The organism is Paenarthrobacter sp. 4246 (assembly GCF_040546855.1).
Classification (GTDB): Bacteria; Actinomycetota; Actinomycetes; order Actinomycetales; family Micrococcaceae; genus Arthrobacter.
Map to the genome: position 1 here is coordinate 506843 of NZ_JBEPOP010000004.1, position 11979 is coordinate 518821.

General features: G+C 62.8%; 11 protein-coding genes and 1 rRNA gene. 4 read left to right on the plus strand and 8 right to left on the minus strand.

Annotated features, from left to right (window positions below; genetic code table 11):
* Window positions 1-29 precede the first annotated feature (29 nt).
* From ABIE35_RS10325 to lysS, 5 genes are all read right to left on the minus strand, one after another.
* On the minus strand, window positions 30-1253 hold the full coding sequence (locus ABIE35_RS10325; RefSeq protein WP_354514643.1) for a glycosyltransferase: 1224 nt from the start codon (window positions 1251-1253) through the stop codon (window positions 30-32).
* A 156-nt stretch (window positions 1254-1409) separates the two neighbouring features.
* Window positions 1410-3902 (minus strand): ATP-dependent Clp protease ATP-binding subunit, encoded by a 2493-nt coding sequence (locus tag ABIE35_RS10330; protein ID WP_089593213.1) that lies wholly within the window; start codon window positions 3900-3902, stop codon window positions 1410-1412.
* A 370-nt stretch (window positions 3903-4272) separates the two neighbouring features.
* Window positions 4273-4599 carry a histone-like nucleoid-structuring protein Lsr2 gene (locus ABIE35_RS10335; RefSeq protein ID WP_311211765.1) on the minus strand — a complete coding sequence of 109 codons (327 nt, stop codon included), beginning with the start codon at window positions 4597-4599 and terminating at the stop codon, window positions 4273-4275.
* A gap of 129 nt (window positions 4600-4728) precedes the next feature.
* On the minus strand, window positions 4729-4902 hold the full coding sequence (locus ABIE35_RS10340) for a hypothetical protein (RefSeq protein WP_354514646.1): 174 nt from the start codon (window positions 4900-4902) through the stop codon (window positions 4729-4731).
* Window positions 4903-4904: 2 nt separating this feature from the next.
* Complete coding sequence (gene lysS / locus ABIE35_RS10345) at window positions 4905-6434, minus strand: lysine--tRNA ligase (protein WP_354514648.1); 1530 nt, start codon at window positions 6432-6434, stop codon at window positions 4905-4907.
* 76 nt (window positions 6435-6510) lie between these two features.
* Between lysS and ABIE35_RS10350 the strand changes: the two genes are divergently transcribed.
* The 3 genes from ABIE35_RS10350 to ABIE35_RS10360 all read left to right on the plus strand — a co-directional run bounded on the left by ABIE35_RS10350 (window position 6511) and on the right by ABIE35_RS10360 (window position 9168).
* Window positions 6511-7407 (plus strand): alpha/beta fold hydrolase, encoded by an 897-nt coding sequence (locus tag ABIE35_RS10350; RefSeq protein WP_354514649.1) that lies wholly within the window; start codon window positions 6511-6513, stop codon window positions 7405-7407.
* Between the two features lie 9 nt (window positions 7408-7416).
* A complete protein-coding gene (locus ABIE35_RS10355) occupies window positions 7417-8271 on the plus strand; it encodes an alpha/beta fold hydrolase (protein ID WP_354514651.1) in 855 nt (284 codons plus the stop codon).
* Between the two features lie 63 nt (window positions 8272-8334).
* Complete coding sequence (locus ABIE35_RS10360; RefSeq protein WP_089593208.1) at window positions 8335-9168, plus strand: alpha/beta fold hydrolase; 834 nt, start codon at window positions 8335-8337, stop codon at window positions 9166-9168.
* On the opposite strand, the gene ABIE35_RS10365 is transcribed toward ABIE35_RS10360, so the two are convergent.
* Window positions 9165-10010 carry an EamA family transporter gene (locus ABIE35_RS10365; protein WP_354514653.1) on the minus strand — a complete coding sequence of 282 codons (846 nt, stop codon included), beginning with the start codon at window positions 10008-10010 and terminating at the stop codon, window positions 9165-9167. The two genes, ABIE35_RS10360 and ABIE35_RS10365, sit on opposite strands and share 4 nt — an antisense overlap.
* Before the next feature lie 8 nt (window positions 10011-10018).
* A complete protein-coding gene (locus ABIE35_RS10370; RefSeq protein WP_354514655.1) occupies window positions 10019-10897 on the minus strand; it encodes an alkaline phosphatase family protein in 879 nt (292 codons plus the stop codon).
* A gap of 71 nt (window positions 10898-10968) precedes the next feature.
* On the opposite strand from ABIE35_RS10370, the gene ABIE35_RS10375 reads away from it, so the two are divergent.
* The gene (locus ABIE35_RS10375) at window positions 10969-11832 is read left to right on the plus strand and encodes a LysR substrate-binding domain-containing protein (protein ID WP_354514657.1); all 864 of its coding nucleotides are present in this window, start codon (window positions 10969-10971) and stop codon (window positions 11830-11832) included.
* A gap of 60 nt (window positions 11833-11892) precedes the next feature.
* Here the strand turns inward: ABIE35_RS10375 and rrf are convergent.
* Window positions 11893-11979 (minus strand): 5S ribosomal RNA (gene rrf / locus ABIE35_RS10380); the annotation flags it as partial.

The following is an 11979-nucleotide window of genomic DNA, read 5'->3' on the forward strand; positions in this document are numbered from 1 at the left end:
AAGTCGCAGCCCAGCGCGTTATGAGTGCTCTACTGCTCCTTGGATGGGAGGTTCCATAAGGCTTCCACCACGGGCACGGTCCCGTCTTCCTTCGCGATGGCAGCCGCCAGGACCTGCGCTTGCTGCAAGTACGACGGCGTTCCTACGGCTTGCGCAATCACGTCACCAAGGCGCTCCGGAGTCAGCTTCTTGTACGGAAGCGGTTGGGGACCGGCGCCCAGGGTCGCGATCCGCGAGGCCCAAAGTGGCTGGTCCGTATACACGGGAACACCTACCGACGGCACGCCCGCACGCAGGCCGGCGGCAGTGGTTCCTGCACCGGAATGGTGAACAACAGCAGCCATGCGGGGGAACAGCCACTCGTGCGGGACGCTTCCAACGCCCATGGCATCATCGCCCAGCACGCCCTCTGCACCCTGCACAACAGCCCGAACTCCGGCACGCCGCGTTGCCTCGAGGATGAAGCCGGGGTCAATGTGTGCACTGCTGCCGAAACCAACGAAAACGGGCGCTGGGCCGTCGGCGAGAAAGTCCACAAGCTCCGCGGACGGCTCCCAGCCGCTATGTTCCGGGGGCCACCAATATCCGGCCATCACCAATCCCGCGTGCCAATCGGCCGGACGCGGCAGGACGGTAGGACTGATGCCATGAAGAATGGTCGCCCGGGCCTTCCTCCGACGACGCTCTCCCGCTGCCCGGCTTTCCTTGCGCAGGCCGAGCTGCTTGCGAAGGCGGGCACTGGGAGCATCGTAGGGCGCCGGCCCCGCAGCTGCTCGCTCGCCAATGATCCTGTTCCCCAGCGCACCCAGGCTTCGCGCCGAATTCATCAGCACTGGCGGATAGGCCGCACTCGGTTCAGTTGGCTGCAGATGGGCCCCAAGGGCCGGGATGCCGAAGGCCTCGGCAATGTCGTAGGCATAGGGTGCCACCGAGTTGGCCATGATGACATCAGCCCCGGCCTCGGCGGCCGCCAAGGTTCCCGTGGCTGCGTTGTCCATGTACTCGCCAAGCTTCCGCCAGAACGTCAGCACGCTGCCGGCTGAGGCCTTCGCCCCCGGGGCCGGCTGCTTGATGAGTTCCGTCAGGTTCCCCGGCAGCAGCCTGAACTCGCATCCCGACTCAACAACCAGAGGGGCATAGGCAAGGTTTGCTGCAACGGCAACCTCGTACCCCAGCCCTTGCAGGCGACCTCCGAGCCCGGCCATGGGCGCCACATCCCCGCGCGTCCCCGGAGCCACCATAAGTACCCGCATTCGATCCCCGATCCGGTTCGTGAAGTCCTCGTACAGCTAACGCCCCCTGAAGCCACTTTAAGGGCTCCACCTGTACAAAAACTCCTGACCGCACAACACAAAAGCCCCACCTGCTCATTGCGGAGCGGGTGGGGCTTCTGCGATACAGCGTGTGCCTTAGGCGGTCGGAGCGATCTCCGGGATACGCGGCTTGGCGTTGCCTTCGAACGTGAACTTGGCGTCGTCACCTTCGCCGTCAACGTCCACCACAACGATGTCGCCGGAGTGGATCTCACCGAACAGGATCTTCTCGGACAGCTGGTCCTCGATCTCGCGCTGGATGGTGCGGCGCAACGGCCGGGCACCCATGGCGGGATCGTAACCACGCGTGGCCAGGAGAACCTTGGCAGCGGGGGTGAGTTCGATGCCCATGTCCTTGTCCTTGAGGCGGCGCTCCAGACGGTTCACGAACAGGTCCACGATCTCGATGATCTCGTCCTGCGTCAGCTGCGGGAACACCACGACGTCGTCAACACGGTTGAGGAACTCGGGGCGGAAGTGCTGCTTGAGCTCTTCGGTAACCCGGGCCCGCATCCGGTTGTAGCCGGTCTGGGTGTCCGTGCCGGACTGGAAGCCCGTAGCCACGCTCTTGGAAATATCGCGGGTACCAAGGTTGGTGGTCATGATGATCACGGTGTTCTTGAAGTCCACCACGCGGCCCTGGGAGTCGGTCAGGCGGCCGTCTTCCAGAATCTGCAGCAGCGAGTTGAAGAGATCGGCGTGGGCCTTCTCCACTTCATCGAACAGAACCACGGAGAACGGACGACGACGGACCTTCTCCGTCAGCTGGCCGCCTTCTTCGTAGCCGACGTAGCCCGGAGGTGCACCGAAGAGACGCGAAACCGTGTGCTTCTCGGAGTACTCGGACATGTCCAGCGTGATGAGGGCGTCCTCTTCACCGAACAGGAACTCGGCAAGTGCCTTGGCGAGCTCGGTCTTACCGACGCCCGTGGGGCCGGCGAAGATGAACGAGCCACCGGGACGCTTGGGGTCCTTCAGGCCTGCCCGGGTGCGGCGGATGGCCTGGGACAGCGCCTTGATGGCTTCGTCCTGGCCGACGACGCGCTTGTGCAGTTCGTCTTCCATCTTGAGCAGGCGGGAAGATTCTTCCTCGGTGAGCTTGAAGACCGGGATACCCGTGGAGTTCGCGAGAACTTCCGCGATCAGGTCCTCGTCAACCTCGGAGATGTCGTCCATGCCGCCGGACTTCCAGGTGCGCTCCTTCTCTGCCCGTTCGGCAATGAGCTTCTGCTCCTTGTCGCGCAGCGAGGCAGCACCCTCAAAGTCCTGGGCGTCGATGGCGGATTCCTTCTCCATCTTCACGTCGGCAATGCGCTCATCCATGGCCTTGAGCTCCGGCGGAGCCGTCATGCGGCGGATGCGCAGGCGTGCGCCGGCTTCATCGATGAGGTCGATCGCCTTGTCCGGCAGGAAGCGGTCCGAGATGTAGCGTTCGGCCAGCTGCGCAGCCGAGGCGAGAGCGCCGTCGGTAATCGTCACGCGGTGGTGTGCCTCGTAACGATCGCGTAGTCCCTTGAGGATCTCGATCGCGTGCGCAACCGAGGGTTCCTTGACCTGGATCGGCTGGAAGCGGCGCTCAAGAGCGGCGTCCTTTTCGATGTGCTTGCGGTACTCGTCAAGTGTGGTGGCACCGATGGTCTGGAGTTCACCACGGGCGAGCATCGGCTTCAGGATAGATGCAGCATCAATGGCGCCTTCGGCAGCACCTGCACCGACGAGGGTGTGGATCTCGTCAATGAAGAGGATGATGTCGCCGCGGGTGCGGATTTCCTTGAGGACCTTCTTCAGGCGCTCTTCGAAGTCACCGCGGTAACGGGAGCCGGCAACCAGGGAGCCGAGGTCAAGCGTGTACAGCTGCTTGTCCTTGATGGTCTCCGGGACATCGCCGCGGACAATCGCCTGGGCGAGGCCTTCGACGACGGCGGTCTTACCAACGCCGGGCTCACCGATCAGCACCGGGTTGTTCTTGGTGCGGCGGGAGAGGACCTGCATGACGCGTTCCATCTCCTGCTCGCGGCCGATCACAGGATCGAGCTTGTTTTCGCGTGCAGCCTGGGTGAGGTTGCGTCCGAACTGGTCGAGCACCACCGAACCGGCAGGGGTACCTTCCGGCTGGCCCTGGCCGGAGCCGCTGCCCGCGGTCTCCTTGCCCTGGTAACCGGAGAGCAGCTGGATGACCTGCTGGCGGACCCGGTTCAGGTCTGCGCCAAGCTTCACCAGCACCTGTGCGGCCACGCCTTCGCCTTCGCGAATGAGGCCGAGCAGGATGTGCTCAGTTCCGATGTAGTTGTGGCCGAGCTGCAGTGCTTCACGAAGGGAAAGCTCAAGCACCTTCTTGGCACGCGGCGTAAAGGGGATGTGACCGGACGGGGCTTGCTGGCCCTGGCCGATGATCTCCTGTACTTGCTCGCGAACGCCATCGAGCGAAATGCTCAGGGACTCGAGCGCCTTGGCAGCAACGCCTTCACCCTCGTGGATCAGACCCAAGAGGATGTGCTCGGTACCGATGTAATTGTGGTTGAGCATCCGTGCCTCTTCTTGGGCAAGGACGACCACGCGACGGGCACGGTCCGTAAATCTCTCAAACATTTCGCCACACTCCTAGCTACGACGTACTTTGATGCTACGTGCCGGAGCAACACTTTTGGGGCGTGTTCGCCACAGGGGAAACATGACGCCGTGGAGGAATAAAACGGGCACTTCCCCTTGACCGCGGCAGGCGACGGTGACATCCTGCCAGCCGGCGCTGGCTACCTGCCGCCGGGCCACCCCGGAAGTATTCCACGGAGGAGTAATCGCGACGCTTTGCCGCTGCACCAATAGCACCGGTAAACGGGCCGTCCAGCACCGGGCAGATTCACGGACTATTCCGCCGGCAGGCCTGGGCGGAACCCAACAAACCCAGCCCCTTAAACAACCAATGCCCCGGCAGTGACTGCCGGGGCATTGAAGTGGTGAATCAGGAATTGGCCTTTTGGTAGGCTTCCTGAATTTCAGCCTGAATACGTCCGCGGCTGTTGACCGTGTAACCGTTATCCCGGGCCCACTGACGGATCTGTGCGGAATCCTGGTTGCGGGCCGGAGTAGCGCGACCCCTCGTCCCACGGCCGGAAGAGGTCTTCCGGGCCTTTGCGACAAACGGTTCCAGGGCCTTCCGCAGCGACGATGCGTTTGCCGTGGACAGGTCCATTTCGTAGCTCACACCGTCCAGGCCGAAGCGGACAGTTTCGTCCGCAGCCCCCTCATCCAGGTCATCGACGAGGATGATTTTTACTTTCTGTGCCATGAGTTGCCTCTCTTTTGGAGGGATGGATAATCAGAAATTCCCCGGGTTCCTTTCTCGATTATCGTTCACGGCAAGCACGCACGTCAAAGCACAAATGGATTCACGCGAAAGTGGATCCCATTTAGGAGCCTATTTAGCGGTTGGACCTTCGGAGGCCGGGCCGGAATTTTTTGAATTCGCTTCCGCCTGGGCGCGGGCTTCTGCCTGACGCTCGGATTTGTCTGCATTGAAGATCGACTTCATGGCAAACCAGAAGATCAAACCTACAACTATGGACGGCGCAAGGACTGCGATGTACTCCATGGTCAGTGTCCTTCAGGCTTCAGCAAGGGAAACAGAATGGTTTCGCGAATACCGGCCCCGGTGAACAGCATGACCAAACGATCAATGCCGAGCCCGATGCCGCCCATGGGCGGCGCGCCGTATTCGAGGGCGCGGAGGAAGTCCTCGTCCAGTTGCATGGCTTCCTCATCACCGGCGGCGGAGCGGCGTGATTGCTCCGTCAGGCGTTCGCGCTGGATGACGGGGTCAATGAGTTCAGAGAAGGCCGTACCGCGCTCCATGCCGCCGATGATCAGGTCCCAGGCCTCGATGAGGCGCCCGTCTTCACGGTGTGGTCGGGCCAGCGGCTGCGCCGACGGCGGGTAGTCATAAACAAACGTCGGGTTCAGCAAAGTGGGTTCCACAATCTCGCCGAACAGCTCCACAACGATCTTCTCGGCGTCCCACTTGGGGTCCACCTTGACCTCGTGCTTGGCAGCAATTGCCAGCAGTTCCTCCACTGTGGTGTCCGGCGTAATTTCCACACCCACGGCTTCGGAAATACCCGGGTAAACCGAAACCCAGGCCCATTCGCCGTCGAGGTTGATTTCACCGGCCTCCGTCTGGATGGTGCGCGTACCAACGACGTCCGCCACATTCAGGATAATTTCCTTCATGCGTTCGGCCATGACGAACTGGTCTGCCCAGGCTTCGTAGCATTCCAAGGTGGTGAATTCGGGGCTGTGTGTGGAATCCACGCCTTCATTGCGGAAAACCCGGCCCATGTCGTACACGCGGTCGATGCCACCCACAACGGCGCGCTTGAGGAAGAGCTCGGTAGCGATGCGCAGTGTCATCTTCTGGTCGAACGCATTCATGTGTGTTTCAAACGGGCGTGCGGTAGCGCCGCCATGGACCAGCTGAAGGATGGGAGTTTCCACCTCCACGTAGCCATGGCGGTCCAGGGTGTCGCGCACCGAGCGGGTAATGGCTGCGCGCTTGTAGACCATCTCACGGGCTTCATCGCGCACCATGAGGTCCACGTAGCGCTGGCGGACGCGGGTTTCCTCGTTCAGTTCTGCATGCAGTACCGGGAGGGGGCGCAGCGCCTTTGACGCCATGGACCAGGAGTCGGCCATGACGGACAGCTCACCGCGGCGGGAGGAGATGACCTCGCCCTTGATGAATACGTGGTCGCCCAGGTCAACCAGGGCCTTCCATTCGGCGAGCGCTTCCTCTCCGACGTTGGCAAGGCTCAGCATGGCCTGCAGCCGGACGCCCTTGCCGTCCACGCCGCCTTCCTGGAGGGTGGCGAAGCACAGCTTGCCGGTGTTGCGCACGAACACGACGCGCCCGGTGACACCAACGGTGTCGCCGGTGGTTTCATCGGCTTCCAGATGTGCGTATTTCTCGCGGATTTCGCCAAGGGAATGGGTCCGTTCAACACCCACGGGATAGGCCTCCGTGCCGCGCTCGATCAGCTTGGCGCGCTTTTCCATACGGATGCGCATCTGCTCGCTGGCATCGATGGGCTCTGCGGAGGTGTTCAGGGCTGGGGTGTTTGCGGAAGTCACAGTCCTTAAGTTTACCGGTCATTGCAGACCTTCACTTCCGGGCCCCAAGATCAGGCAAACGCATAGACTCGGGGCTGTGGAGACATGGACAGTTGAAACGGTCGACGGCGGCGGGCAGCTCGAGGTGCACACCTTCCGGCCCGCCAAAGCAGCGTCAATTCCCGGCTCGAAGGCACCCGCTGAACCGGCCGGCGTCGTGCTTGTTCATGGCACTTTGGTGACGGACTCGCTGTACTGGCCTTTCGCGCGGACCCTCAGCGTCATGCTGGGGCGCCCGGTTCACAGCTATAACCGACGGGGCCGTGGGCGGTCCGCGCCGCAGCCGTCGGGCTATTCGGTGGAAACCGAGATCGCGGACCTCCTCGCGGTGATGGAGAAGACCGGCTCCTCTGACGTTGTGGCGCACAGCTATGGCGGCTTCGTGGCGCTGCAAGCCGCGCGGCGGGCCAGCATCAACAAACTGGTCACCTACGACGCCGCAGTGTCGCTGTCAGGCAATCTCAGCAGCCGGTGGCGGCCCGAGCTTGAGGAAGCGGTCACTGCCGGCCAGCTGGATCATGCGTGGGCGCATCTGGTGCAGGGGCTGGGAACTGCCGGGCCAATTTCCTATCTGCCCATGGGGGCGCTGCGCACGCTCAGTGTCCTGTCGGCCCGGACCCGCCTGGGCTTGGAGATGCGCTCCCTTCTGCCCACGGCAGTCACCGAAATGCGCGCAGTCCTGGACGCCGATGCCCACCTTCACGACTTCATGGAACTCTCCACGCCCACGTTGATGCTCAGCGGGGGTTGGAGTCCGTCGTACTTCGCAGAGACCGGCCGCACCTTGGCCGGGGCCGTGCCTGTGATCGACTTTGCTGTGGTGCCGCTGCAGTTCCACGAAGGCCCCCTGCGCCCTGGCAAGCGGCTCGCGGCCCGCATAGCGCGGTTCCTCTCGGGGACCCGGCTGCACGGTGAACTTCCGGATGCCACCTAGGATGTTCCGGTGAGGGAACGCGATATTCAGACGCACGACGGCGGACGGCTCGCCTTGTACAGTTACGGCACCGAAGACGCACCCGGGGAGCGCCGCGTGGTCCTCATCGGTGGCGCGTTCCTCACGGCACTCATTTATCGGCCCTTCTCCGTCGCTTTGGCCAAGGGCCTCGGTGATGGCTGGGCTGTGGACGTGTACGACCGCCGGGGCCGGGGCAAATCCACCGAGCAGCCGCACTACTACTCCATGGCTACGGAGATCGCCGATGTCCGCACCATCATGGACGCCACCGGCGCCCGGAACATCTTTGGCCACAGCCTGGGTGGGTCCGTGGCCTTGAATGCAGCCCAGGCCTTTGCGGGCACGCACCACCAACCGGACAAGCTCGCTGTCTACGACGCCGCGGTGAACATCGATGGCAGCATGGACACGGATTGGCTGACCGGCTTCGCGGACTCCGTGGACAAAGGCGACCTCAATCGTGCGATGGCCCGGATGAAAAGGGGCATGCACCCCGGAACTGCCCTTGCACGGGTACCCGAGCCGGTCCTGGCGGGACTTATGGCCGTGGTTTCGCGGACCAAGGTGAACAAGCTTTTCCGTGAGCTCATGCCCTCAGGTGTTGGTGAACTCAAGGCTGCATTCGAAGCCGCTGACTCTCCGCGCGACTTCTCCGTCCTGCCTTCCAGCACGCACTTCATGGTGGGCAAGAAGAGTCCCCAGTTCTACAAAGTCACCGCTGCCCGGCTGAACAGGGCTGTTCCTGGCAGCACCTTGGAGGTTTCGCCCAAGGGATTCCATGGGTCCATTCCTGCAGCAGTGAACGAACTCGTCTCGGATATCTCGGACTACTTCAAACGCTGACTGCTTTTCCACATAGGGGCCGGCATGCTGCCTGCATTCAGGTCGCTCGGTTAGGCTCAAGTCATGACGCGCGACATCATCATGACCCACGACGGCGGACACCTCGAAGTACTCACCACGGGCGGTGGGCTGGCAGCGGCGGGTTCCGGCGTCGTCGTCGTTCCTGCCTCCATGGTGACGGCTGCCGATTACTCGCGTTTTGCGCAGAAACTCAGCGAAGCCCTTGGCCGGCCCGTTCATACTTTCAACCGACGAGGACGCGGCGATTCATCCCCGCAGGCTGAGGATTACACGCTCGAGGCGGACATCCGGGACCTGGACGCCGTCATGAAACACACGTCCAGCACCGACGTCTTCGGGCACAGCTTTGGCGGCGCCGTAGCTCTGCACGCTGCGCGGACCCTGCCCGTGGAGCGGCTTGCCGTCTACGATCCCGCCGTGTCGGTCAACCACAGCGTCAAGGCCGACTGGACACCGGATTATGAACGCGCGACGGCGGCGGGAGACTATGACCGCGCCCTCGCCGTCCTGATCAAGGGCGTGGAGACCGGCGGCGCCTTCGCACGCATGCCATTGTCCATGCTGACCCTGGCCAATAAGCTGGCCGCCGGTACGCCCTTGGGCAAGCAGATGCGCGAACTGATGACCTGCGGTGTCCGGGAAATTAAGGCCGTCATCGCTGCCGACATGCCCGCAGAGCCGTTCCTTGCCCTTCCGCTGGAGACACTGATCGTGGTGGGCGAAAAGAGCCCCGCCTACTTTGGTGTTGCGTGCGGCCAGATCCATGACGTCCTCTCCGGATCCAGCTATAGCATCCTCCCTGGTTCGGGGCACGACGGCCCCATCAAGGCTCCGGACAAGCTGATCTCGGAGTTGTCGGAGTTCTTCTCGGGCTAGCCGAGCTGGATGGCGGCGATGCCGGCCACCGCGATGGCTGTCAAGCCCAACCGGAGCCGGCTGAACTTTTCATTGAAGAACACCGCGCCGATGACTCCAGCCAACAGGACACTGGTCTCCCGCAGCGCAGACACCAAGGCAAGCGGTGCCAGGCTTTGTGCCCAGACCACAATTCCGTAGGCCAGCATGGACACCAGTCCCCCGATGAATCCCGGCTTCCAGTACCGGGCCACTCGCTGTGGGAAAGAAGGGCTCTCCGAGGCCATGCGCCAGCAGACCAGGGGAATCACCATGCCCTGCAGCAGGAAAAGCCAGGAGACATAGGCCATCGGTTGCCCGGAAACCCGGACTCCTACACCGTCCACCAGAGTATAGGCCGCGATGGCTGCCCCCGTGAGCACTGCGAAGAAGGTGCCCTTGCGGTTCGTGCCGGCACTGGCTAATGCGCCGTGTTTTGTGAGAGCCAGGCTCAGCAAGGAACCAGCAACGACTGCCACTCCCGCCAGCTGCCAGAAACTCAATTTCTCCGCCAGGAAAGTGGTGGCGACTCCCGTGACCAACAGGACGGCGAGGCCCCGGGCCAGCGGATAGACCTGGGAGAAATCGCCGTGCTTGTAGGACGTGGTCAGCAGGATGAGGTAGCAGGTCTGCAAGGCCGCTGACGCCACAACATAGGGCCACGACTGCTGTGGGGGAACTCCGAAGACCACTGCCCCCACCAGGCCCGATGCCAAATAGGCCAAGGCAATCATGGTGGACGAGGCAAGCCGGTCCGGAATCGCCTTGGCCAAGGCATTCCAAACGCTGTGGAGGACCGCCGCCAGGAGAACTGCCGCTGTCACCGTAAGGGTCAACGGGGAGCTGCCGTCGTTGCGGGTTGCTCCTGCGGGCCACGTCGGGAACCGAAGGTGAGCCCGTCCGTGTCTCCTGCAGCCACACCAAACGTAGCGAGGACTTGGGGAAAGATGTCGGCGTGGTCCACGGCGAAGACGTCCCGGGGCACGTTTGCACCGCAGGCAGCGATCCAGGCTGTACGCTCGGCCTCGGTCTCTCCTCCATGACCACCGGCAGCGACGTGACCATGGTCAGTCACCACTATGACGGTCCAGTGTTCGTCACCACGCCGAGGCCTCGACTCAATAGCTTCCAACAGGCTTTTGACGCGGGAGTCGCAGCGCTGAATGGCAGAAATGTAGGCGATACCCGTGCCGTTGTTATGGGCTTCGACGTCTGCCTCGCCAAAGTACACAAAGGATGCCGCAAGATCCTCGTGCTCCAACCGTGCGGCTGCATAATCAGCGACGGCGTCGTCGGCACTTACCCAGCTGCCGGCGTCGTTCGCTTCTTCAGGGTCCTCCTCCGGCACCCAACCACGGGAGGAGAAGAGAGGCCCGCAACCTGTGGGTGCCGCCACAGGAAACCAGCTCGCGGCAATCATAGTGCGCGACTCCGGCCGGGCCGCACGCAGCACCGCGGTGAAGTCCTGGAAGGCAGCGAGCTCCGGCGGATGGTCACTGTTACCGGTGACCTTATGCCGGTCCGCATAGACCCCCGTGGCCACCGTGGCCCACACTGGACCGGAAATAGTGGCATTCTTCCCGTGAACGCGGACGGGGAGCAGGAAGCCGCTCCGGGCAATCTGGTCCAAAGCGGGTGTGTCCGCGGACATGAGGGAGTCGTAACGGACGCCGTCGATTCCGACTACCAGGACGTACGGTTCATTCTTCACAGCAATGACGGTACGTGGCTTCTGTGGCGACACATAGGGGACGCCGCCCATGCCTATAGGAGACTTAGGTCATGCCTATGAATCTCACGCACCTGCGGGCGTTCCACCTCGTAGCTACCCACGGCAGCTACGTCGCTGCGGCTACAGCTGCGAAGGTGAGCCAACCAACCCTGTCCGAGCAGGTCCGACTTTTGGAACGGCTCCATGAGGTCCAGCTCCTGCAACGAGCTGGACGGTCCGTAGAGCTGACGCCTTTGGGAAGAAAGCTCCTGGCAGTCACAGCCAGGTTGTTTGCCGCCGAGCTCGAAGCGGAGACCGTCCTTGCCAGGGCCCGCAACGTCATGCAAGGAGAGCTGCGGTTCGGCACCGACGCGCCCATCAACGCCGTGGGAGTGCTCAGCACCTTCCGCCGGCTGAACCCTGGAGTCAGCATCCAACTCGTCAGCGGAAACTCCGCTGAGGTACGCAGGCGGGTCCTGGCCGGAACTGTCGACGTCGGCATCATCGCCGACGAAACGCCGCACCCGGACTTGATTGCACGCCGCCTCGGAACGCAGGACCTGGTGGCCTTTGTTCGGCAGGACCACCTGTTGGCCGGCAGCAAGGTGATCCCGCTCCGGGACCTCGTGGACCACCCGCTGATCATCAGGGAGATCGGATCCGTCACCCGTAGGGCCATCGAGACAGCCCTCTCCGCAGCCCAGCTGCAACCAGCGGAAGTACTCGAGACTGACAGCCGGGAAGCAGTTCACGCGGCAGTGATCGCCGGCCTGGGCATTGGGGTCATCGCAGAGGATGAATTCAACGACGATCCCCGGCTGGTGTTGCTTGACTTCGTTGATCCGATACCGCCGATAACGGAGTATCTGGTGTATCGACGGGACAAGCAGCGGAGCCATGTGGTGGATGCGGTGTTGGGGTGTGTAAGCGGTTAGTGTTTGGGTGGTTAAAGGGGAAGAGCCCCGACCTGTGGTCGGGGCTCTTGCCTAATGGTTGTCCGGCGGTGTCCTACTCTCCCACACCCTCCCGGGTGCAGTACCATCGGCGCTGTGGGTCTTAGCTTCCGGGTTCGGAATGGGACC